Source organism: Paenarthrobacter sp. NPDC091669 (genome assembly GCF_044756725.1).
Taxonomy (GTDB): domain Bacteria; phylum Actinomycetota; class Actinomycetes; order Actinomycetales; family Micrococcaceae; genus Arthrobacter; species Arthrobacter bambusae_C.
On sequence record NZ_JBIVTK010000001.1, the window covers coordinates 290,423 to 311,584 of the forward strand.

Sequence of the window (21,162 nt, forward strand, 5' to 3'; positions counted from 1 at the left end):
TTCGGCCATTCCGGGCAGCGTCAATCTCACCCCTACTGTCTTGTAGTCCCGGTGCACGATGGGTTGAAGCGGCGGTTGTAATAAACTCCTGAACCACTCCTCCAGCAGCGGCGCGTTCTCCCACGCGGCGGCGGTTTCCGTGGAGCGCAGGATCATGCGCCCGCGGAATGCCGGGCGTAGGTGAGGACGCAGCAGAGGGCAACGCCACACCGGCGGAACTCACACGGTTCGGGAGCCAGCGGTCCGCGTAGAAGTCAGCCGCTGAGCTGTCCGGCGGTCAGCCATCCGTTCGTGTCTTTTCCGACGCCGGGTGGACGCCTTGCCCGTATTCGCTGGCCGCCCACGATGCCAACAGCTGGAGACGCTCGGCCGACGGCGATCCGGGTTCCGCTGCGTAGATGGTGAGGGTCAATCCGGGTTCTGCGGCCATTTCCAAGCCTTCGAAGGCGAGGGTCATTTCGCCCACCACCGGATGATTGAACGTCTTGAAGCCCGTGCCGTGATGACGGACGTTATGCGCGCCCCAGCGAGTACGGAATTCCTCGCTGCGGGTGCTGAGTTCGCCAATGAGGTCGTGAAGCTCCTTGTTGTGCGGGTCCCGCCCAGCCTCCGTGCGCAGGATGGAAACGGTCACCTCCGCAAAGGCATCCCAGTCCGGGTAGAACTCGTGGGCACGGTCATCCAGGAATGTGAACCGCGCGATGTTGGGCGCCTGGCCCGGCATGTCATAACAGTCCTTGTAGAACGCCCGGGCCAACGGATTTACCGCCAGCAGGTCCATCCGGCCGTTGCGGACGAATGCGGGTCCGGCCGTCACCGCATCAAGCGCCCATTGCAGGCTCTGATGCGGCACATAGGTCTTGGAGTTCCGTCGCCTCGGCGGACGCGCTACCGGACTGGCGGCGTGGGCGAGATCGAAGAGGTGGGCCCGCTCGGCATCATCGAGGTTCAGCGCCCTCGCGAGACTCTCAAGAACTTGTGGGGAGGCTCCGCTGATGGCGCCGCGCTCCAAACGCGTGTAGTACTCCACGCTCAACCCGGCAAGGGTGGCCACCTCGCTGCGACGCAATCCTTTGACCCGCCGATTCGAGCCGACGGGCAATCCAACCTGCTCCGGTGCCACCTGGGCGCGCCTGGAGATCAGGAATTCGCGTACTTCAGCCCGATTATCCATACCTTCACCCTAGTTCCGGGCCGTCGCGGGAGGGAGTCCCTGCGAGGGCCTCCACCGGCTTATGCGGGCTCGGCCTTCCGGCGGGACACCAACACCGGGCTGTGGGCATGGTGCAGGACAGCGTGTGCCGTGGAGCCGATGGTGCCCTTGATGAGCCCGTGCCCTTTGGTCCCCACCACCGTCAGGCGGGCTCCTTGCGAGGCTTTGACCACGGCCCGGGAGAAGGAAGCATCCACCAGCAATTCTCCGGCCACCTTTATTCCGGGAGCCTTGTGCCGGGCGTGGCTCATGACGGAATCCAGGAGGGCTTCTGCTTCGGGATAGTCTTCTACGGGATCGCGCAACCGCCGGTACCCTGCAGGTTCATGGAGCACATGCACGATCTTGAGATCAGCACCTGTTGCTTCAGCGAAATGGCAGGCATCTTCCAGTGCCGCCGGTGATCCCGAGTCATCCACGGCAAGCAACACAAAACCATCAGGGTTGTCGTCAGCACGGATCACGGCCACAGGACATTCTGCCGTCGCGGCCAACTCCAGGCTGACGGATCCCACCAGCAAACCCATGAACCCGCCAAGTCCCCGGCTTCCGAGCACCAACATCGCAGCACCGGCTGAAACGTGGGCCAGGTGATCGCGGGGCATCCCATGCAACAAAGTGGTGTGGACTTCCAGCTCGGGGACGGTCTCCTTGGCGAGGACAACACCTTCCTCCAGAACTTTCTGGGCAGCCCGTTCCAGACCACTATCGGCAACCCCTGGAACGGGTCCCCTGTTGTGGGACAGCAGTACCCACAAGGAGCAGTGCACCACGCGGAGGGAACAGTCACGCAGGATCGCATGCTTGGCGGCCCACTGAACGGCGCGGTTCGATTCTTCGGATCCGTCATAGCCAACCACGATCGTCTTCGATGCGCCCTCGTTCGTCATGGCCAGAGCCTACGCCGGCACCGGGAGCGGCACCATAGCGTCATGCCCGCCGCCACAACGCAACACGCTGCTAGGCTCCGATGCTGACACTTCAGGAGGAAACACCGTGGGCTTTGCCGAAGAACTCAAGAACCAGTCCGCAGGGGATTGGGACGCCGCCGTCAACCATCCGTTCGTGGACCAACTGCTGGACGGGTCCCTTCCCGATGAGCAGCTGCGCCACTACCTCGTGCAGGACTACCAGTTCTGCGATGCTTTCACCGCCCTCCTGGGCCAGGCCGTAGCTTCGGCGCCTTCGTTGCCTTCCCGGCTGGTGTTCGCAGGTGTCCTCGGGGCCTTCGCATCGGACGAAAATACGTACTTCCAGGATTGCTTCGAGGAACTGAATGTGCCGGAAGCAGACAGAACAGCACCCACTCTGGGAACGACCACCCGGGACTTCGACGCCCTCATGCGCAGCGCCCTCGCTACCCGTTCTTACCCGGAGGTCCTCGCCGTGCTCCTGGTGGCGGAATGGCTGTACGGAGAGTGGGCAGCCCGCGCGGGAGACCCCACCCAGTGGCCCGCCGAAGCAAAGCACGCCGAGTGGATCCGTCTCCACAACAACCTCGAGTACAACGCGTGGGTGACGTGGCTGCGCGACGAGTTCGACGCCGTCGAGCCTTCACTGCCTCAGGAGCGGCAGCGCGTTGCTGCGGTCTTCGCGGAAGCGGTGCGGCTGGAGCGGGCGTTCTTTGACGCAGTGCTGACCCCCGCCGCTGTCAGCTAGCCCTGCTTCCGGACGGTGTAACTGAGCTCCACCAAGCCTTGGTCGTAGCTGTTCACGTCCACGAGTTTCAGAAGGGCGGGGTCGTGCCCGGCGGGGAACACGCCCCTGCCGGCGCCCTGGCCGACCGGCATCACCACCAGCCGGACCGCGTCCACCTCGCTGCCGCGAAGAACGTCTCACCGAGGGACAGACTGCCCCACAGCACAATGTCCTTGGTGGACTCGCGCTTGATACGGCGGATCGCCTCGATCACGTCGCCGGATTCAACGTTCGACGGCGGAAAGTCGCCCCAGGGGGCTTCCTTCAGCTGGCGCGAAACCATCGGCGGTGACAAAATCCTGCACGATCAGCTGTCCCATGACTCACTCCTCGAATGCGGGTGGTGGCCCGCAGGAGCCTACGCCGCGAAGTAGGAGCGGACAACCCCTGTGCGGTTGTCCTGTTCGCCGGAGCCACTGCAGGACTCCGGCGTTCCCGCCAGAGTGGTCCAATGCCAGCTCTCGGGGCAGTGATCGTTGTCGCAAAATTGCCAGGTCATGGTTTCCCTCGGTCTCGCCTGCTTGTATATCCATCAGTAGGAGGCGCAATCAGGTGGAACGTGACGAAGGAAGGACCGTGAGCTGCGCCCCACTAAACGGACTGAAGCAGCGGAGCTGCAGGCACTAGCCCGTGAAAGCGAAGATCAGCGCCGAGCCCAAGGACAGGACCCCGATGCCGTAACCCACTACCAAAGCGGCAATGGCGAATCCCCGTCCACGTTCGCCGCGCTGCTCGATCTGGTTGAGGGCCATATGGCCTGCCCCCACCACGAATATCGCGATCACTGCCATGCCCGCGAAAAACAGCCCCACAAGGGCAAGGACGGCCATGGCTGCAGCCACCAGGGCCTGCCGATTGATCGGCTGGGTGGATGCTTCAGTGTGGTTAGCCTGAACGATCTCCGTTGACATGTTCTCTCCCCATGTGTAAGTGCACCGAGTCTATCCCCGCCACACCCGAAAACACGCGCGAATTACCGGTGTTTGAACTCGGGTTGGCGCTTCTCGCTGAACGCGGCCATGCCCTCCTTTTGGTCCTCGGTGGCGAAGAGCGAGTGGAACACCCTCCGTTCGAACACAACACCTTGGGACAGCCCCATCTCGAAGGCCGCGTTGACGGCTTCCTTGGCCACCATGGCGGCGGGCTTGGACTTGGACGCGATGACTTCTGCTGCCTTCACTGCTTCGTCGATGACCTCAGCGGCGGGAACCACCCTGGAGACCAGGCCGGACCGTTCGGCTTCGTCCGCGTCCATGAACCGGCCCGTCAGGACCATGTCCATCGCCTTGGCCTTGCCCACGGCGCGGGTCAGCCGCTGGGAGCCGCCCATGCCAGGGATGACGCCCAGGTTGATCTCCGGCTGGCCGAACTTGGCGTTGTCCCCGGCAATGATGAAATCGGCCATCATAGCCAGTTCGCAGCCGCCCCCCAGGGCAAAGCCCGAGACAGCGGCAATGACGGGAATGCGGAGCCGGGTGAGGTCCTCCCACCGGCGGAACCAGTCTGCGGCGTACATGTCCATGTAGCTGTTGGAGGACATTTCCTTGATGTCGGCGCCGGCAGCGAACGCCTTGGCGGATCCCGTGATCACCACGGCGCCCACGTCGGGGTCGGTGTCCATGGCGGAAACAGCGTCCACGAGCTCGTTCATGAGTGCGGTGTTCAGCGCATTCAACGCTTCCGGCCGGTTCAGGGTCACCAGTCCAACCCGGCCCCGCCGTTCCACCACAATGTTCTGGTACTGCTCCGTCATGCTCTCCCTCTCCGCCATGCCCAACAATCCCTCAACCACTCAGTTCCAACCTCTCACACGGACTTGTCCCGGATCTCCGTAATGATGCCGGAGAAGTCCCTGCCGGCGCCTTCGCCCGCTGCAAAAGCGTCGTAGATTCGTGATGCCAGCGGCCCCATCTCCGCCGCGACGCCAGTGCTTTCCAACGCATTCAGGGCCAGGCGCAGGTCCTTGGCCATCAAGGCTCCGGCAAAGCCCGGCTGGTAGTCGCGGTTGGCCGGGCTGGTGGGCACCGGTCCGGGAACAGGACAGTTGGTCGTGAGCGCCCAGCATTGCCCGGACGCATTGGAGGCGACGTCGAACAATGCCTGATGTGTGAGGCCCAGCTTCTCGCCCAGCACGAATGCCTCGGCAACAGCAATCATGGACACCCCCAGGATCATGTTGTTGCAGACCTTGGCAGCCTGCCCGGCGCCGTGGTCTCCGCAGTGGACGATCCTCTTGCCCATGAGCTCCAAAATGGGCTTTACGGTCTCGAAGTCCTCCGGCAAGGCACCCACCATAAAGGTCAACGTTCCGGCTTCGGCGCCCACTACGCCACCGGACACGGGCGCGTCCACCGATCGGTGAGCCGCCGCTACGGCCAGAGCGGCAGCTTCCCGGGCTTCGTCCACATTGATGGTGGAGCAGTCCAGGAACAGGGTGTCCGGCTTAACAACTGAAAGCAACCCCGGTCCGCCCACCCCACGGTAGGCATCCAGGACATGCTTGCCGCTGGGGAGCATGGTCAGTACCACGGCCGCCTCCGCTGCAGCCTCCTGCGCGGACGATGCCATGGGAATTCCGTGCGCCACAGCCGCTTCCACGGCCGCCGGAACGGGATCGTAGCCAATGACGTCATGCCCGGCCTTGATCAGGTTCGCCGCCATCGGCCCACCCATGTGTCCGAGGCCAAGGAACGCGATGAGTCCCGTTTCCGATCCTTGGATATCTGACATGGCTGCATTCTCCGTCATACCGTCTCCTTCGACTCGCTGCCCAGTGTGGCCAAACCCAGTTCCCGTTCCCCGAGCGGCGCAAAGTAGCCCTCGACGTCGGACGCGTGGACGTCGGCCAGGGCAGGCGGCATCCATTGTGGATTCCTGTCCTTGTCCACTACCTGCGCACGGATGCCCTCCCGGAAATCAGGACCGGCAAGGCAGCGCAGCCCCACGCGATACTCCTGGTCCAGAGCCTCCTCCAGGGAAAGCCCCCGCACCCGGCGCAGCGATTCCAAAGCGACCTTCACGGATGTGGGCGATTTCGCCTCAATCGTGTCGGCTGCGGCGGCTGCCTCGTCGCCCAAAGAGCGCAGGCTCCGGACAATCTCTTCGGCATCGTCATGGACGTACGCGGCGTCGATCCACTCGCGCTGGCCCGCCACAGCCGAGTCCGGCGCGGCTTGCGTGAAGCGCTCGACGGCGGCTTCCGGCGTCGAGCTTTCCAGCGCTTCCGCCAGCGCGGGCAGGTTTTCGGACGGCACAAAATGGTCCGCGAGTCCCAGGAACAACGCGTCCGCACCGGACAGGTGCGCTCCCGTCAGGGCCGCGTGGGTTCCCGTCTCCCCCGGCGAGCGCGACAGCAGGAGGGTGCCACCGACGTCGGGCACGAAACCGATGGTGGTTTCCGGCATGCCGGTACGTGTCCGTTCGGTGACCACGCGCACTGAGCCATGGGCTGAGATGCCAACGCCACCGCCCAAAACCAGCCCGTCCATGAACGCCACGTAGGGTTTGGGATAGTGGGCAATCAAGGAGTTCAGCCGGTACTCGTCCGCCCAGAACTCCGCGGTTTCGGTTCCGCTGTGCAGCATGTCCTTGTAAATGGCCACAATGTCGCCACCGGCGCACAACCCGCGGTCTCCTGCGCCGCGCACCAGAACGGTGGCAACGGCGTCGTCGTCGGCCCAATCCGTCAGCTGACGGAGCATGGCTTGCACCATTCCCGCGTTCAGGGCGTTGACGGCTTTCGGACGGTTGAGAGTCACGATGCCGAGGTGGCCGCGACGCTCAAACAGGACCTCTTCCTCTACCTCTTCAGCCCGCATCAGCTGCCTGCCGGCATGATGAAGCTGGCACCTTGGCGGATGCCGGAGGGCCACCGCGACGTCACGGTCTTGGTCTTGGTGTAGAACCGGAACGCGTCGGCGCCGTGCTGGTTGAGGTCGCCGAAGCCGGATGCTTTCCAGCCGCCGAACGTGTAGTACGCAATCGGCACGGGAATCGGCACGTTGATGCCCACCATGCCCACCTCCACGCGGCTGGCGAAGTCGCGGGCGGAGTCGCCGTCGCGGGTGAAAATTGCGACGCCGTTGCCGAACTCGTGCTCGCTGCAGAGCCTGAGTGCTTCGTCGTAGTCAACTGCCCGCAGCACGCTCAGGACAGGTCCGAAGATCTCTTCCTTGTAGATCTTCATGTCCTTGGTGACGTTGTCGAAGAGGGTGGGGCCAACCCAGAAGCCGCCGTCGTAACCGTCCACGGTGAGTCCGCGGCCGTCGGTGACCAGGGTTGCGCCTTCGTCCACGCCGGACTGGATGTACCCCTCAATGCGTTCCTTGGCAGAGGCTGCCACGACCGGCCCGAAGTCCGAGTCCTTGTCCAGGCTGTGGCCAACCTTCAGGTCCTTGACGCGCTCGGTCAGCTTGGCCACCAGGGCATCGGCAGTTTCCTGTCCCACGGGCACGGCCACGGAGATGGCCATGCAGCGTTCGCCCGCGGAACCGTACCCGGCACCAATCAGTGCGTCGGCCGCCATGTCCAGATCGGCGTCGGGCATGATCACCATGTGGTTCTTCGCCCCACCGAAGCACTGTGCACGCTTGCCGTGCGCGGCTGCCGTGGCATAGATGTACTGGGCGATCGGCGTGGAGCCCACAAAGCCGATGGCCTTCACGCGTGGATCTTCGAGCAGCGCATCCACGGCTTCCTTGTCACCGTTGATGACGTTGAAGACGCCATTCGGAACCCCGGCTTCGCTGTACAGCTCGGCGAGGCGAAGGGGCACGGACGGGTCCCGTTCGGAGGGCTTGAGGATGAAGGCGTTGCCGGCTGCGAGCGCCGGGCCGGACTTCCACAGCGGAATCATGGCCGGGAAGTTGAAGGGCGTGATGCCTGCGACCACGCCGAGTGGCTGGCGGAGCGAGTGGACGTCGATCCCCTGGCCGGCGTTGTCCGAGAATTCGCCCTTGAGGAGATGCGGCGCGCCGGCGGAGAACTCCACTACCTCGATGCCGCGCTGGATGTCGCCCTTGGCGTCCGCGAAGGTCTTTCCATGCTCGGAGGACAAGAGCGTGGCGAGCTCGTCCATGTTCTCATTGACCAGGTCCACGAACTTGAGCAGAATGCGTCCCCGGCGCTGCGGGTTCATGGCCGCCCATTCGAGCTGGCCCTTCTCGGCATTTGCGACGGCGTTGCGGACCTCGTCGGCGCTGGCCAGCGGAAGCCGGGCCTGGACTTCGCCCGTGCAGGGATCGTAGACATCACTGAACCGGCCGGACGTGCCGTCGATCCTCTGGCCGTCTACGTAGTGTGAAAGCTCGCGCACCATGGTGGAATGCTCCTTTGCATCGTGAATGACTGCCGTGCCGCTGGGTGCTGGGACCATTGCGGGGAACACGTGACCAACTGTGATCCAGGTCATCTCTGAACCCGAATATACTCGGACTTCCTACTAATTTCCAGAGGGGTGTTTTCAGGGCGTGGTGGCGTCCTAGTGAACTTCCTTCATCCCCTTGTATGCTTCCAGTGCTTCCGCCCGGGTGGTCTTGAGGTCCACAATTTCCTCCGGGTATTCGGGCGTTCCGAATTCGGGGATCCAATGGGCGATGTACTTCCCCTGGGGATCGAACTTGACCCGCTGGGCCTCAGGGTTGAAGATCCTGAAGAAGGGCGAGGCGTCTGCTCCGGAGCCTGCCACCCATTGCCAGTTGGCAGGATTCGACGCCGGATCAGCATCCACCAGGGTGTCCCAGAACCACTGCTCCCCGAGCTGCCAGTGGATGCCCAGGTTCTTCACCAGGAAGCTGGCGGCCACCATGCGCACGCGGTTGTGCATCCAGCCTGTGTGCCATAGCTGGCGTTGCCCGGCGTCCACCATGGGGAACCCGGTGCGGCCCTGCTGCCATGCGCGGAACTCCTCCGGCGCGCTTTCGTGGCCGGGATGTTTTCCGTTGCTTCCGCTGCTGCCGGGCCATGCCCACGGGAAGCGATCAAACTCTTGACGAAGGTTCGCGGTGGCGAGCTCCGGGTTGTGGAAATACTGGTGCCAGCAGAATTCGCGCCACCCCAGCTCGGAGGCGTAAATGGAAGCACTCTCGGAGCGCTTGGAGCCCAGCGCATGCCACACCTCAAACGGGCTCAGCTCACCCCACCGCAGGTAAGGCGACAGGCAGCTGCTCCCATCGGTATCCGGACGGTTCCGGCCCTCGCTGTAGTTGGAGAGCCCCTTCTCCACGAACGCAGCGAGACGCTGGTGGCCGGCAGCCGCTCCAGGCGTCCACATCCCGGCCAATCCCCCTGACCAGTCCGGATGGGTGGGCAGGAGATGCCAGGAGTCCAGCTTTTCATCCGCCGGCAGTTTGCCCGTGTAACCATGCCCCTTTGCGGGCACGGCCAACGGCTCGCGGAATTCCTGCGCGGACACCGTCCGCCAGAACGGTGTGAATACTTTGTATTGCCCACCCGTTTTGGTGGTCACGTTCCACGGCTCATGAAGCAGGGACGCCTGAAAGCTGGCTACGTGGAGCCCGGCCTCGGCCGCCCAGGCCTTGAGTCCGGCGTCGACCGTTCGCTCAGCCGCACCGTACCGGCGGTTCCAGTACAGCGCGCCCGCACCAACCGCCGTCGCGGTTGCCTGCACTACGTCTGCGGCAGGTCCGCGGCGGAGCAGCAGCGGTATGCCGAGTTTGTCCAGTTCTTCACGCAGCGCCGTCAGCGAATGGTGGAGCCACCAACGCGCAGCGCCACCATGGGCGCGGATGCCCGGAGATTCTTCGTCGAGGACGAACAGGGCCACGGCTTCGCCGTCGTCGACGGCGGCCCGCAAGGCCGGGTTGTCGGCGACCCTCAGGTCGTCCCGGAACCACACGATGGACGGTTTCATCAATTCCTTTCAGCGCACACCCCGGAAACAGGAACAGCCCATGCCCCCCTAAGAATCCTAGGGGCATGGGCTGAAAGCTCGCTGGTATGGATCAGGCGATGGAAGCGACGGCTTGCTGACGGATCTCAGCCACCGGAAGATCAAGGGCTGTTTCATTCCACATAGGAACACTGTTGACCACGTAGTCCCTCGCGGCCGGGCCAACCATGCTCATGCCAGCGTAGATCCGCCGGCCATTTTCTTTGATGGGTTTGAGGCCCTCGAGTTCGAGAGCGGTTTTGAAGGCGGAGTCGGGAATGGGGATTTTGCGTCCGAGAACGCACCAGCTGATGTACAGGCCGTAGAAAGTGTCAAAATCCAAGCCGTTCTCAGTGTCGTCCTCAAACACCACGCAGTCGCGGATAAAGCTGCCAAATTGGGTGTCGGTCATTACGGGGCCTCCGGCGTCGGAAGAAAAATCGGGCCGCCGGTCTGCATCAGCGAATGTCCTGTTCCCTCACTATAGACCTGTTGCGGATGCGCGAACGAGGAATCCAGGTTAACTTTGGGTGCCGCGCACCATTTGCCTGCCGCAGATTTGACGGGTCAGGCCTGACTCTGGCGCCTGTACGTTCTCCGGCGTACCGTCAATTACATCCATGCAGAAGGGCCGCCACCAGCGGCCGATAGGCTCAACCGATCCGCAGGCGCAGTGCTAAGGAACATGAAGTGGCTGGTTGGAATGCTGACACCGCGGCCGGGCCTTTGGGGTCGGGCACGATCACTTTGGTGGAAGGCTCGTCCTTCTGCATTTCCTCCTCCAACGGAGACATCCATCCCGATCTGCCCCATGGTGTCTTCCACCTGGATACCCGCATTCTTTCGCGGTGGGAACTGACCATCAACGGCCAGGTGGTAGAGCCTTTGGCCGCAGAAATCCGGGAACCCTACCGCGCACTGTTCGCAGGACGGGTTCCCCGCTCCGATGGCTATGCGGACAGCCCCCTGCTGGTGGAGAGGCTCAGGGAAGTCGGGGCAGGCATCTTCGAGGAGATCACGGTCCGCAACTACTCCAAGCACCCCGTGGAGTGCCGGATTCTCCTGACGGCCGAGTCGGATTTTGCAGACCTTTTTGAAGTGAAGGACGCCCGCATCACCCGCGAATGGAAGGAAACCCGCGTCCCGGAGGGCGATTCCCTGGTGATTCGTGGAAAGTGGGAGGGAATCCGCAAGGGCGTGGTGATCCGGGCTGAGGGCGCCGGCGCAGGAGCCCGGGCCTTGGGCTTCACGGCAAAGATTCCGTCTTCGGGAAGCTGGAGCACCCGTGTGAGTGTTGTTCCCGCCGGGGATGGCACAGGAACGCCCTCCGGACACCCGTCCCGCGGCGAGATGTCCCCCAGCGATCGCCGTCGGCAGGAATGGGTGGCCAAGATTCCCCGTCTGCAGGTGGGAAACCGTTCCATCCAACGCACTCTCAGCCGCAGTTACGAAGACTTGGGGGCGCTGCGGATCCAGGACCCGGACCATCCGGACAGGGTGGTGGTGGCCGCCGGAGCGCCGTGGTTCATGACGTTGTTCGGCCGGGACTCGCTGTGGGCATCCGAGATGGCGTTGCCGGTTGACCCGTCGCTGGCGTTGGGAACCCTCCGCACCCTCGCTGACCGGCAAGGAACGGTGGTGGACTCTGCAAGCGAGGAGGAGCCGGGGAAGATCCTGCATGAAGTCCGGCTCGATGTTTCCAGCGGCTTGGCCCTGGGCGGCAAGTCCGCGTACTACGGGAGCGTGGACGCCACTCCCCTTTTTGTGGTTGTCCTGGGCTCCGTCAGCCGGTGGGGCTTCGCCAAAGACGTCATTTCGGAGCTACTCCCCAACGCAGACCGTGCGCTTGACTGGATCCGGGACTACGGCGATCGCGATGGCGACGGTTTCGTGGAGTACGGGCGGCCCAACCAGCATGGGCTCATCAACCAGGGGTGGAAGGATTCCTGGGACGGCATCAACTTTGCCGATGGCACCATCGCTGAGCCACCGTTGGCGCTGTGCGAAGTCCAGGCGTACGTGCATGGCGCCTATATGGCGCGCGCCTGGATGGCGTACGACGACGGCGACCTCACCTTGGCGGCGGAGCTCCGGGAACGCGCGGATCGCCTGAAAAAGAAGTTCAACGAAGAGTTTTGGCTCCCGGACAAGGGCTACTACGCCGTGGCCTTGGACAAGGACAAGCGGCCAGTGGACGCCTGTGCTTCAAACATGGGGCACTGCCTGTGGTTTGGCCTGGTGGATGAAGACAAGGCACCCCTGGTGGTGGAGCGGTTGATGTCTCCGGAGATGTTCAGTGGATGGGGCGTCCGGACGCTTGCCACGGACATGGGCGCCTACAACCCGGCCAGCTACCACAACGGATCGGTCTGGCCGCATGACAACGCCCTCATAGCGGCAGGGCTGCTCCGTTACGGATTCGTGGAGGAAGCCCAGCGAATTGCCACGGCCCTTCTTGACGCGGCCGAGTCCTCGGGCGGAAGACTCCCGGAACTCTTCTGCGGCTTTCCCCGCGAACAGTTCAGGGAACCGGTACCGTACCCCACGGCGTGTTCCCCACAAGCCTGGGCTGCAACCACTCCCATCCAGTTAATCACCGGACTCATGCGGTACGACGCCCACATCTCCCTGGGAGGGCTCTGGCTGGACCCGGTCCTGCCCGAGTCCTTTGGCGACCTGCACATCAGCAACGCCCCCATGGGAAGCGGACGCATCACCATAGACATCGAGGGCTCGTCGGCACAGGTGGAGGGACTTCCCGAGGGCATGACCCTCCACCGCGCACAACGGCCGTGGATCACGGAGTTGGTGGAACGGGCGGAGCTAAGGCGGGCTGAACCTTAGCTAGGCGTCAATCACCATGTCGGTCTTTGCGGTGGAGCAGCAGGGAAGGAACTTACCGGCGTCAATCTCACGTGCACGGATGCCACCTTGATGGTTCATCTCAATGTCGCCGGACAGTTTGACCACTTTGCACGAACCGCACATGCCCTCCTTGCAGTTGGCGCCGATCCTGACGCCGGCACGCTGGGCCGGGCCCAGGATGTGCTCGGACGGGTCCACGCGCACATTGATGCCCGTGCGCAGGAAGGACAGGGTGAGGCTGCCGGTTCCCACAGTCTCAAAGCTCGAAGCGTCAGGTGTGGCAGCTTCCTGCTCCATGTCTGCCCCGGCGTCGGACGCTTCGGCGGCCGGATCCGGCTCGGCGGATTCCAGTTCCAGGCCGGTCGCTTTCAGGGTGCCCTCGGCGTCGTAACCTGGCTCGTAAAGCCCAAACGCTGCGGGCTGGCTTTCGTAGTAGTCCTCGGCGGATTCCGCGATTTCCTCGGCAATCTCCTCCGCGATGTCCGCTGCGTGCGCAAGCTCCTCCTGGTATTCAAGGATGGTCTGGCGATCGCCGGTGAAGAACTCCATGTGGATGGAGGTATCGTCGACGCCCACCTTCCCCAGGAGCTCAGTGGCGGTGTTCAAGTAGCCCTCGGGACCACACGCATAGACTTGCCGGCCGTTGGCATCCGGGGCCACCTGCTCCAGCATTGCTGCCGTGAGCCTTCCACTCAGCCCTTCCCAGTCCGCGGGTTTGGCTCGATCGCCCAGGGAGTAGAACACCTTGATGCGCGAGTCCACCGAGGCGATGTAGGCGAGCTCCTTGTTAAAGGCAAAACCCTCGTCCGCCGCCCCGTGATAAAGCACCACCACATCGGCCTGCCCAGGGAGGGAGTGGATGGTCCGCACCATGGACATGATGGGGGTGATGCCCGCCCCCGCAGCCAGCAGGAGGTACCGTGCCCGCCGGTCGGCGTCGGGCAGGTGGAAGGCACCTACGGGCCCCAGCATCTCCAGGACGGTGCCGGGCTTGATGTTCTCGTGCACCCACGGTGAAACCAGGCCCGTCGCATCGCGCTTGACGGTGATGTCGAAAGTCCACGGCTTGGTGGGGGCGCTGGACAGCGAGTAGCTTCGGTCCGCCGGATCCTGGTCTTCCCCGTTCACAGGGAAGGCCACGTTCACGTACTGGCCGGCTCGGAACGCCAGGGGTGCACCATCGGAGCGACGGAACACAAAGGTCATCATTCCGCCCACTTCGGGAACAATTTCCACGCATTCGGCCATGAACTCCTGCGGATGCCAGGGACCCAACGCACGGGCTGCGCTGGCGGGTCCCTCGCTGCTTCCCATCACCCTGTTCCACGGCATTTCAAGGCCGCGAATGCGATGTGGCTCCTGGACCAGCGTCTCAGTGAGGAGTTCGGTCATGCCAAGTGCTCCTGGACACGCTGTACGTACCAGTTGATGAAAGCCTCCACCTGGTACTCGCTCTTCATGTACGGGCCGGGCTCGTAGGCGGGGCTTCCGGCACCGGTCTGGCACAGCTCCACGAATGCCTTGTCCTGCAGGTTGGTCTGCTTCCAGGTGTAGGTGAGCTTCTCGAGGTCGTAGTCCACGCCTTCCACGGCGTCGTCAGCTACCAGCCAAGTGGTGCGCACCAGGGACTGGTGTTCGTTGATGGGGAAGACGCCGAAAGTGATGACGTGGTCGCTCTGGAAGTGGAACCAGCTGTTGGGCTGCAGGTGCATGGAGCAGCGGCCCAACCGGAAGTCGCGCAAATCGCCGAGCAGCTTCTTGGAAAGCCTGCGTCCATCGGCCGAGAAGGATTCGCCTTCGCCGTCGAGCGATTCGCGGGAGATGCGGATTCCGGCGATCCGGGTGTCAAGCTCCTCCACTACCTCATAGGGCAGGCCGTAGCGGCGGCAGCGCTCCTCAAGAGAGGCCTGTGCTTCCTTGTTGCGGTCCCATACTTCCTCAAGGTGGGCCGGGATCAGCCCCTCCGTCAGGCCCCAGGTGGGGAAGAGCGAACAGGCAAGTTCCGGGTGGCCGTCGCAGTGGTAGCACTCACGGTTGTTCTCCATGACGAGCTTCCAGTTGCCCTCTTCGATGATGTTCTGCTGGTAGGCAATCTTCGTCTTGGAGAGGTCGTGGGGTGCCAGGTACGGCTCGAAGATCTTGGACGTTTCGTCAAAATCTGCCGGCGGCTCGTCTGCAACGCACACGAAGATGAGCCCGGCCACCACTCGGCTGTTGGCGCGCTTGAGGCCGAAGCAGCTCTTATCGAATTTCGTCTCTCCCGGTGCGGAGGCGTGGATCAGGTTTCCTTCCGGGGAGTATGTCCAGGAGTGGTAGCCGCACACGAGGTTTCCTGTTGACCCGGCAGCCTCGGTCAGGACGCGTGCACCGCGGTGGCGGCAGACGTTATGCAGGACGTTCACGCCGCCGTCGTCATTGCGCAGCACGATCAGGGAGTAGGGGCCGTAGTCGACAGTGATGTAGTCGCCCGGCTCCGGCAACTCGGCAATGCTTCCGGCAAAGATCCAGTGCTGGCCGAAAATGGCTTCCATGTCGATCTTGAAGATCGTGGCGTCGGTGTAGAAGGGCGCATCGAGGGAGTATCCCTTGCGCCGGAACTCGAACAACCTGCTGATTTCCTCCAGCTGCTCTGCAGGCAAGGATGAAGCGAGTTTTCCGCGTGAGTTGAGGGGCAAGACTGGAGCAGACATGTATTTCCTCCCAGGAGGCGTGGGTGTAAGTGTGTGTTTCATTGGGGACCGCGTGCATCATCGCAACCGGCGTTATCGAAGTCTTCGTAGTACGAGATTAGGGATGAATGACCTGCAACAAAAGCGCAATATTTTGGAGATAACCGTGCACATTAGGTGCATGATGGGTGCATGATCGATGCGAGGCTCATCACACTGCGGGTGTTTGCCCGCTGCGGCACCATAGGCGCCACGGCGGAGCTCACCGGTTACTCCCCTTCCGCCGTCTCTGCACAGCTGCGGGAGCTCCAGCGCATGCTGGGAATGCAGCTGCTGGCAAAGGACGGGCGGGGCGTGCGGCTAACCGCTACTGGCCGCTATCTGGTGGCCGGTTCGGATGCCCTCATTGCCGAATGGGAGAGCCTGCGCGCAGCAGCCATGGAGGCCGGCGATCAGGTGCAGTCACGGTTTGGGTTGGGTGGATTCTCGACGGCGGCCGCCCAGTTGCTGGCGCCGCTGGCCGCCACCCTGCGCTCCACACGCCCCCTGCTGGAAGTGCAGGTGCTCGAGGCAAACCCTGCCCGATGCTTCGACTTATTAGTTGCCGAGAGAATCGACCTTGCGGTGATAGTTGCCATGCAGTCCGACGCCCACGTTGAGGACGATCCCCGCTTCGAACAGACCGTTCTGCTGGACGATCCCCTGGACGTGATCATTCCCGCTACTCACCGGCTGGCATCGCGGGAAACGGTGACGTTGGAAGAGCTCGCTGCAGAACCGTGGATCACCGAGGCGGCCGGCTCCACGTACCACTCCCTCTTCACAGCCGCATTCACGGCCGTAGGGGTGACACCCCGCATTGCCCACGAGGCCGTTGAATGGGAAACCCAAATCGCTTTCGTGGGCGCAGGGCTGGGCGTTGGCCTCCTGCCGCGGTTGGCACCCCTGCATAGTGCCGAGAACGTGGTTCGGCTACGCATTACCGGCAAAGGGAAACCGGCACGCCGTATTGTGGCAGCCGCGCGCAGGGGCAGCATCGCGTCGCCTTTGATCCAGGAATCGCTCGCTATCCTGCAGGAGAGCGCACACCGGATCCTCACGGCCCGCCCCGAGGACGACCGCTGAACGTAGTGCGCTGCCACGACGCATACGCCCGTCACCACACGGAACGCATGGTGACGGGCGCACAGGTGCCCCTTCGCGGGCTCTATACGACGGGCGCGGCTTCTACGGGACGGACGCGGCGTCCGCCTGGTTCTGTTTCGCTGCTGCGGACGTTGCCTCCTCGCCGCCGGCTGCAGCGGCCAGTGACATGCCCTTGGTCTCTTCGGCCATCAAGACGCAGATCAACCATCCGAGGGCTGTGAGTCCAGCGGCTGCCAGCATGGTGGGTCCAATCCCCCAATCGCGCAGGGCGAAGGGGATCACAAAGGTGCCAATTGCAGCCCCGATCCGGCTAGCACCGGTAGTGATGCCGATTGCGCTTGCTCGCACTTCCGTGGGAAAGAGTTCGCTGGGGTACGCCCACTCGAGGATGTTCGGGCCACCCGAGAAGAACGCGTACATGCAGAAGCAGGCAATGATGACCGCAACGGGCGCTCCCGGGGCGAACCCGAGGACGAAGAGCGGGAGGGCCATGAGTGCGAAGCTCCAGATGATGAGCGGCCGGCGTCCAACAGTCTCAACCAGGCGAAGGGCAGGAAGGCACCCCAGCAGGAAGACCGCGTTGATGATCACCGAGCCAAGATTGGCCAGATTGCCCTCGCCCAGGCCGAATGAGCTGAGGATAACGGGGCCGAACGTGAAAATCGCGAACAGTGGAGTTACTTGGAGAATGTAGAAAGCGCTGCAGAAAAACAGTCGCTTGGGGTACGGGCGGCGCAGCAACAAGGAGAAGTCGACTTTGCCTTTCGCCGCTGCCTGGGCAGGAGAGTGCGCTTCCGCTGCAAACACTGAAGCCACATCCACCTGGTCGCCCAGCCCCACGCGCAGTGCATCTTCGGCTTCCTTTCGCCGCCCATTGTTCAGCAGCCAGCGGGGTGATTCCGGAATTCCGTGCCGCATGGCCAGAACGGCAATACCCAGCACGGCGGAGCTACCCAGCATCCACCGCCAGCTTTCGGGGCCGAACACCTCGGACATAATGAACCCCACGAGCGACGCCAGCGCAGCGCCGGCGAACCAGCCGGTGATCAGCATGCCCAGCATCTTTCCCCGGCGCTTTTGGGGCAGCCATTCCGCCAAGAGTGCGCTTGCGATGGGATAGTCAGCCCCGATGGCGAGTCCCACGATGAAGCGAAGGATGATCAGTTGGGTGGCGTCCTGGACCACGAACTGAAGGGCGGACGCTATCACCAACGCCCACAGGTCGATGGTGTACATCAAGCGCCGGCCGATCTTATCCGTCAACGGCCCGAGGAACAACGCGCCAAAGAAGATACCCACCAGAGCGGAAGCGCCGATAAGGCTGACTTCCAGCTCGTTGGCGCCAAATTGCGCCGTCAACCCCACCATTGCGATTCCAATGATGCTCAGCATGTATCCATCGAGGAGTGGGCCGCCCATGCAGCCCACCACTAGTTTGCGATGAAAGGGAGAAAAGCGTGCTGAATCCAGAGTGGAGCTAAGTCCCATGATTCTCCTTGGCCCTGCTTCCCGCGACGCTGCGGAAAGACGTAAATATACTAGAAACCTTCGGTCTGATATATGAGAAAGTAGTGTTGCGCCTCACAGACTGTCAATCTGTTACGCCTCAACGCATTTGCGCTGCTCAGGCCCAGATTTGGTAGCCCGTGGGCTTGTCGAACAGCTTCCTGGTGGAGAGTCCCTCGGCCGCTATCCAGAGCACCGAATCGTCGTCGGAGGCCTGCTCCACCACCCCGGTGAGAACGTGGCGCTCCAACAACCACACCTCCACCGTGTGGCCGACGAGTTGAGCCCAGTCGTTCCGCAGGCCGCGACCATTAGCGGTCCTAACAAGAGCGAGATCCGTCATTTGGCTTCACCAGCCGCGTTCTGCGAGGCGGTGGGGCTGGGGGATGTCGTCCACGTTGATGCCCACCATGGCTTCGCCCAGGCCGCGGGAGACCTTGGCGATGACATCGGGATCGTCGTAGTAGGCAGTGGCGTTCACGACGGCGGCGGCGCGCTCTGCTGGGTTGCCGGACTTGAAGATTCCCGAACCGACGAACACGCCGTCAGCGCCGAGCTGCATCATCATCGCAGCATCAGCCGGGGTGGCGATGCCGCCTGCGGTGAACAGCACCACGGGGAGCTTGCCGGTGGCGGCAACTTCCTTGACCAGCTCGTACGGGGCCTGCAATTCCTTGGCCGCAACGTAGAGCTCGTCCTCGGGAAGGGCGGCGAGCTTGGCGATCTCGGAGCGGATCTTACGCATGTGGCCGGTGGCGTTGGAAACATCGCCGGTGCCGGCCTCGCCCTTGGAACGGATCATCGCCGCGCCCTCGTTGATCCGGCGCAGGGCCTCACCGAGGTTGGTGGCGCCACACACGAAGGGAACGGTGAAGTTCCACTTATCGATGTGGTTGATGTAGTCGGCCGGGGTCAGGACCTCGGACTCGTCGATGTAGTCAACACCGAGGGACTGCAGGACCTGGGCTTCAACGAAGTGGCCGATGCGGGCCTTGGCCATGACCGGGATGGACACGGCAGCGATGATCGCATCGATCATGTCCGGATCCGACATGCGGGACACGCCGCCCTGGGCGCGGATATCAGCCGGGACACGCTCAAGCGCCATGACAGCCACGGCACCGGCATCCTCAGCGACGCGGGCCTGCTCGACGTTAACGACGTCCATGATGACGCCGCCCTTGAGCATCTCAGCCATGCCCCGCTTAGCGCGGCTGCTGCCCGTCAGCGGGATGTGTTCGAAGAGGAGGGGTCTTGTCGTCACGCGATACTCCAAGGGCTGAAGGCTGTGATTGCATCACAAGCGCCCGGATGGACCAGCGGCAACCCGCAGAAGTCTGATATCCGGATGATATATTAGTTGGCGTTTTCAGTATGCAACCGGCCCCCCGGGGAGTCAACAGTCGGGGAAAGCGCAGGCGGAGTCAGGCCGCGAAAAGCGCCTGGCGCACTGCTTGCTCGAAACCACTCACGTGAACCCGGGCCAACTCGGCAGCCTTCTCCTCATCGCCGTCAATAACAGCCCGGAGCAGATCCAGGTGTTCGCGCACGTGGTGCTCAAGGTTGGGCAGCCGATCCAGGACCATGCACCAGATGCGCGTGGCCAGGTTGTCATAGCGGATGAGGACGTCTTCGAGGTGGGGATTCGCGGCAGCCGCGTAGATCCCTTGGTGAACACTGGCATCGAGCCGCAGCGTTTCCACTACTGAAGCAGCGCTGACATCGAAAGCTTCCACCGCTTGCATGACGTCCCGCAAGTGCTGCCTGGTGGCGGGCGAGGCGACCCGGGCCGCCCTTGCGGCAGCGAGCGGCTCCAACTGCGCCCGAATCTCGGAGATGAAAGCCAGGTCGGTTACCTCCACGCGGGTGGCGAATGTGCCCCGCCGCGGATAGGTGATGACCAGCCGGTCCAGCTCCAGCCGCTTCAGGGCCTCACGCACCGGAGTCCGGCCTATCTCCAGGTCCTTGGCAAGCTGATCGTCGTTGAGGAGGTCGCCGGGCTTGATGTCCAACATCAAGAGTCGATCCCTGAGGCGTTCGTAGGCGACGTCAGCCAAGGACTTCCTTGCGTCTTGGCCGGCGATTGCCAGAGTTTCAAAAGCCACAGCGCCATCCCCTTCTTAACAACCGACAAACCTATTGACCTGCCTGAGCCACCAGTATACGCTGAATCCCAATCCTAATATATCAGTTCAGGACCCAGGAATATATCTAAAGGAGGAGACATGACCCTCGTGGCTACAGACTCACCGGTAAGCACACTACCCAAGCCCGAATTGCTCAAAGAAGAGCAAGCACAGAAGTTCGTACTCACATTGTCGTGCGTCGAACGCGCCGGGATCGTGCAGGCAGTCACCACCTTCCTGTTTGAACGCGGCTTCAACATCGAAGAGCACCAACAGTTCGACGACGGCCTCCGCCAGACGCTGCACCTGCGGACCGCTTTCTCGGGCCCGCTGTCCTACTCGCCGGAGCGCCTTGAAGAGGAGTTCAGCGCGATTGCCGACCGCTTCGAGATGAAGTTCAGCTTCCATGACCAGACCAAAAAGCGGGTCCTGGTGATGGTGTCCAAGTTCGGGCACTGCCTGAACGACCTCATCTTCCGCTGGCGCGGCGGCAGCCTTGGCGGCGACCTCGTCGTGGTTGCTTCCAACCACGAGACCCACCGGGCCATGGCTGAAGCCGCAGGCTTGCCTTTCGTCTACATTCCCGTCACCCCTGACACCAAGGCAGAGGCTGAACAGCGCCTCCTGGACCTCGTGGAGGAGTACAACGTGGACCTCGTGGTGCTGGCACGCTACATGCAGGTCCTCTCCGACGATCTCTGCCGCGCCCTTGAGGGCCGCGCCATCAACATCCACCACTCCTTCCTGCCTGGCTTCAAGGGCGCCCGCCCCTACCACCAGGCCTATGACCGCGGCGTGAAGCTGGTGGGTGCCACTGCCCACTACGTGACCGCGGACCTGGACGAGGGGCCGATCATCGAGCAGGAAGTCATCCGCGTCGATCACAGCTACGGCCCCACCACACTCTCAACCGTGGGCCAGGATGCCGAAGCCCTGGCATTGTCCCGCGCCGTCAAGTGGCATTGCGAACACCGGGTGCTGCTGGACCAGACCAGCACCGTGGTTTTCCGCTAAGCCACCCGTCGCCCCAGACCCCACACGAACTTCAGC

The 21,162-nt window shown here is 63.1% G+C and carries 22 protein-coding genes; 4 read left to right on the forward strand and 18 right to left on the reverse strand.

The features are described 5' to 3' along the window. Positions 1-277: 277 nt before the first annotated feature. Together ACIQLI_RS01310 and ACIQLI_RS01315 are read right to left on the reverse strand one after the other, a co-directional pair. On the reverse strand, positions 278-1,174 hold the full coding sequence (locus ACIQLI_RS01310; protein ID WP_400384214.1) for a helix-turn-helix transcriptional regulator: 897 nt from the start codon (positions 1,172-1,174) through the stop codon (positions 278-280). A gap of 59 nt (positions 1,175-1,233) precedes the next feature. Beyond that, positions 1,234-2,103, reverse strand: a complete 870-nt coding sequence (locus ACIQLI_RS01315) for a universal stress protein (RefSeq protein ID WP_400384216.1) — start codon at positions 2,101-2,103, stop codon at positions 1,234-1,236. Between the two features lie 106 nt (positions 2,104-2,209). Here ACIQLI_RS01315 and ACIQLI_RS01320 point away from each other — a divergent pair, with 106 nt between their 5' ends. Next, positions 2,210-2,872: a TenA family protein gene (locus ACIQLI_RS01320; protein WP_400384219.1), complete on the forward strand. Its 663-nt coding sequence runs from the start codon at positions 2,210-2,212 to the stop codon at positions 2,870-2,872. On the opposite strand, the gene ACIQLI_RS01325 is transcribed toward ACIQLI_RS01320, so the two are convergent. From ACIQLI_RS01325 to ACIQLI_RS01370, 10 genes are all read right to left on the reverse strand, one after another. Then, positions 2,869-3,003 (reverse strand): hypothetical protein, encoded by a 135-nt coding sequence (locus ACIQLI_RS01325; RefSeq protein WP_400384221.1) that lies wholly within the window; start codon positions 3,001-3,003, stop codon positions 2,869-2,871. The genes ACIQLI_RS01320 and ACIQLI_RS01325 overlap by 4 nt on opposite strands. Continuing rightward, positions 3,003-3,194, reverse strand: a complete 192-nt coding sequence (locus ACIQLI_RS01330) for a hypothetical protein (RefSeq protein ID WP_400384224.1) — start codon at positions 3,192-3,194, stop codon at positions 3,003-3,005. Before ACIQLI_RS01330 ends, ACIQLI_RS01325 begins: the two co-directional genes overlap by 1 nt. Positions 3,195-3,269: 75 nt before the next feature. Further along, positions 3,270-3,410 carry a hypothetical protein gene (locus ACIQLI_RS01335; RefSeq protein WP_400384226.1) on the reverse strand — a complete coding sequence of 47 codons (141 nt, stop codon included), beginning with the start codon at positions 3,408-3,410 and terminating at the stop codon, positions 3,270-3,272. Positions 3,411-3,534: 124 nt separating this feature from the next. After that, on the reverse strand, positions 3,535-3,822 hold the full coding sequence (locus ACIQLI_RS01340) for a DUF4190 domain-containing protein (protein ID WP_400384229.1): 288 nt from the start codon (positions 3,820-3,822) through the stop codon (positions 3,535-3,537). Positions 3,823-3,884: 62 nt separating this feature from the next. Next, positions 3,885-4,664 carry an enoyl-CoA hydratase gene (locus tag ACIQLI_RS01345; RefSeq protein WP_400384232.1) on the reverse strand — a complete coding sequence of 260 codons (780 nt, stop codon included), beginning with the start codon at positions 4,662-4,664 and terminating at the stop codon, positions 3,885-3,887. Positions 4,665-4,717: 53 nt separating this feature from the next. Further along, on the reverse strand, positions 4,718-5,659 hold the full coding sequence (gene mmsB, locus ACIQLI_RS01350) for a 3-hydroxyisobutyrate dehydrogenase (RefSeq protein WP_400384234.1): 942 nt from the start codon (positions 5,657-5,659) through the stop codon (positions 4,718-4,720). Further along, positions 5,656-6,729: an enoyl-CoA hydratase/isomerase family protein gene (locus tag ACIQLI_RS01355; protein ID WP_400384237.1), complete on the reverse strand. Its 1,074-nt coding sequence runs from the start codon at positions 6,727-6,729 to the stop codon at positions 5,656-5,658. Before ACIQLI_RS01355 ends, mmsB begins: the two co-directional genes overlap by 4 nt. Beyond that, a complete protein-coding gene (locus tag ACIQLI_RS01360) occupies positions 6,729-8,228 on the reverse strand; it encodes a CoA-acylating methylmalonate-semialdehyde dehydrogenase (protein WP_400384781.1) in 1,500 nt (499 codons plus the stop codon). The genes ACIQLI_RS01355 and ACIQLI_RS01360 overlap by 1 nt, the downstream gene beginning before the upstream one ends. A gap of 162 nt (positions 8,229-8,390) precedes the next feature. Further along, a complete protein-coding gene (locus ACIQLI_RS01365) occupies positions 8,391-9,782 on the reverse strand; it encodes a cryptochrome/photolyase family protein (protein ID WP_400384240.1) in 1,392 nt (463 codons plus the stop codon). A gap of 91 nt (positions 9,783-9,873) precedes the next feature. Continuing rightward, positions 9,874-10,212 (reverse strand): hypothetical protein, encoded by a 339-nt coding sequence (locus tag ACIQLI_RS01370; protein ID WP_400384243.1) that lies wholly within the window; start codon positions 10,210-10,212, stop codon positions 9,874-9,876. 278 nt (positions 10,213-10,490) lie between these two features. On the opposite strand from ACIQLI_RS01370, the gene ACIQLI_RS01375 reads away from it, so the two are divergent. Then, entirely contained in the window at positions 10,491-12,644 is a 2,154-nt protein-coding gene (locus tag ACIQLI_RS01375) for a glycogen debranching N-terminal domain-containing protein (RefSeq protein WP_400384246.1), read from the forward strand. On the opposite strand, the gene ACIQLI_RS01380 is transcribed toward ACIQLI_RS01375, so the two are convergent. Together ACIQLI_RS01380 and ACIQLI_RS01385 are read right to left on the reverse strand one after the other, a co-directional pair. Then, positions 12,645-14,057 carry a ferredoxin reductase gene (locus ACIQLI_RS01380; RefSeq protein ID WP_400384249.1) on the reverse strand — a complete coding sequence of 471 codons (1,413 nt, stop codon included), beginning with the start codon at positions 14,055-14,057 and terminating at the stop codon, positions 12,645-12,647. Beyond that, a complete protein-coding gene (locus tag ACIQLI_RS01385) occupies positions 14,054-15,355 on the reverse strand; it encodes an SRPBCC family protein (RefSeq protein ID WP_400384251.1) in 1,302 nt (433 codons plus the stop codon). The genes ACIQLI_RS01380 and ACIQLI_RS01385 overlap by 4 nt, the downstream gene beginning before the upstream one ends. A gap of 171 nt (positions 15,356-15,526) precedes the next feature. Here ACIQLI_RS01385 and ACIQLI_RS01390 point away from each other — a divergent pair, with 171 nt between their 5' ends. Next, entirely contained in the window at positions 15,527-16,459 is a 933-nt protein-coding gene (locus ACIQLI_RS01390; protein ID WP_400384254.1) for a LysR family transcriptional regulator, read from the forward strand. Between the two features lie 102 nt (positions 16,460-16,561). Here the strand turns inward: ACIQLI_RS01390 and ACIQLI_RS01395 are convergent, their stop codons facing one another. The 4 genes from ACIQLI_RS01395 to ACIQLI_RS01410 form a co-directional block, all read right to left on the reverse strand. Next, a complete protein-coding gene (locus ACIQLI_RS01395; protein WP_400384257.1) occupies positions 16,562-17,899 on the reverse strand; it encodes an MFS transporter in 1,338 nt (445 codons plus the stop codon). A 205-nt stretch (positions 17,900-18,104) separates the two neighbouring features. Next, positions 18,105-18,329, reverse strand: coding sequence for a hypothetical protein (locus tag ACIQLI_RS01400; RefSeq protein ID WP_354514149.1), 225 nt, complete (start codon positions 18,327-18,329; stop codon positions 18,105-18,107). A 6-nt stretch (positions 18,330-18,335) separates the two neighbouring features. Next, positions 18,336-19,250: a pyridoxal 5'-phosphate synthase lyase subunit PdxS gene (gene pdxS / locus ACIQLI_RS01405; RefSeq protein WP_400384259.1), complete on the reverse strand. Its 915-nt coding sequence runs from the start codon at positions 19,248-19,250 to the stop codon at positions 18,336-18,338. Between the two features lie 160 nt (positions 19,251-19,410). Next, the gene (locus tag ACIQLI_RS01410; protein ID WP_400384262.1) at positions 19,411-20,091 is read right to left on the reverse strand and encodes a GntR family transcriptional regulator; all 681 of its coding nucleotides are present in this window, start codon (positions 20,089-20,091) and stop codon (positions 19,411-19,413) included. A gap of 120 nt (positions 20,092-20,211) precedes the next feature. On the opposite strand from ACIQLI_RS01410, the gene purU reads away from it, so the two are divergent. Next, positions 20,212-21,126 (forward strand): formyltetrahydrofolate deformylase, encoded by a 915-nt coding sequence (purU, locus tag ACIQLI_RS01415; protein WP_354228697.1) that lies wholly within the window; start codon positions 20,212-20,214, stop codon positions 21,124-21,126. Positions 21,127-21,162 lie beyond the last annotated feature (36 nt).

Excerpts from the sequence above, each read along its gene's own strand:
- ACIQLI_RS01310 (WP_400384214.1), bottom strand. The coding sequence starts at position 1,174 with ATGGATAATCGGGCTGAAGTACGCGAATTCCTGATCTCCAGGCGCGCC.
- ACIQLI_RS01315 (WP_400384216.1), bottom strand. The coding sequence starts at position 2,103 with ATGACGAACGAGGGCGCATCGAAGACGATCGTGGTTGGCTATGACGGA.
- ACIQLI_RS01325 (WP_400384221.1), bottom strand. The coding sequence starts at position 3,003 with ATGCCGGTCGGCCAGGGCGCCGGCAGGGGCGTGTTCCCCGCCGGGCAC.
- ACIQLI_RS01330 (WP_400384224.1), bottom strand. The coding sequence starts at position 3,194 with ATGGTTTCGCGCCAGCTGAAGGAAGCCCCCTGGGGCGACTTTCCGCCG.
- ACIQLI_RS01335 (WP_400384226.1), bottom strand. The coding sequence starts at position 3,410 with ATGACCTGGCAATTTTGCGACAACGATCACTGCCCCGAGAGCTGGCAT.
- ACIQLI_RS01340 (WP_400384229.1), bottom strand. The coding sequence starts at position 3,822 with ATGTCAACGGAGATCGTTCAGGCTAACCACACTGAAGCATCCACCCAG.
- ACIQLI_RS01345 (WP_400384232.1), bottom strand. The coding sequence starts at position 4,664 with ATGACGGAGCAGTACCAGAACATTGTGGTGGAACGGCGGGGCCGGGTT.
- mmsB (WP_400384234.1), bottom strand. The coding sequence starts at position 5,659 with ATGACGGAGAATGCAGCCATGTCAGATATCCAAGGATCGGAAACGGGA.
- ACIQLI_RS01355 (WP_400384237.1), bottom strand. The coding sequence starts at position 6,729 with ATGCGGGCTGAAGAGGTAGAGGAAGAGGTCCTGTTTGAGCGTCGCGGC.
- ACIQLI_RS01360 (WP_400384781.1), bottom strand. The coding sequence starts at position 8,228 with ATGGTGCGCGAGCTTTCACACTACGTAGACGGCCAGAGGATCGACGGC.
- ACIQLI_RS01365 (WP_400384240.1), bottom strand. The coding sequence starts at position 9,782 with ATGAAACCGTCCATCGTGTGGTTCCGGGACGACCTGAGGGTCGCCGAC.
- ACIQLI_RS01370 (WP_400384243.1), bottom strand. The coding sequence starts at position 10,212 with ATGACCGACACCCAATTTGGCAGCTTTATCCGCGACTGCGTGGTGTTT.
- ACIQLI_RS01380 (WP_400384249.1), bottom strand. The coding sequence starts at position 14,057 with ATGACCGAACTCCTCACTGAGACGCTGGTCCAGGAGCCACATCGCATT.
- ACIQLI_RS01385 (WP_400384251.1), bottom strand. The coding sequence starts at position 15,355 with ATGTCTGCTCCAGTCTTGCCCCTCAACTCACGCGGAAAACTCGCTTCA.
- ACIQLI_RS01390 (WP_400384254.1), top strand. The coding sequence starts at position 15,527 with ATGATCGATGCGAGGCTCATCACACTGCGGGTGTTTGCCCGCTGCGGC.
- ACIQLI_RS01395 (WP_400384257.1), bottom strand. The coding sequence starts at position 17,899 with ATGGGCGGCCCACTCCTCGATGGATACATGCTGAGCATCATTGGAATC.
- ACIQLI_RS01400 (WP_354514149.1), bottom strand. The coding sequence starts at position 18,329 with ATGACGGATCTCGCTCTTGTTAGGACCGCTAATGGTCGCGGCCTGCGG.
- purU (WP_354228697.1), top strand. The coding sequence starts at position 20,212 with ATGACCCTCGTGGCTACAGACTCACCGGTAAGCACACTACCCAAGCCC.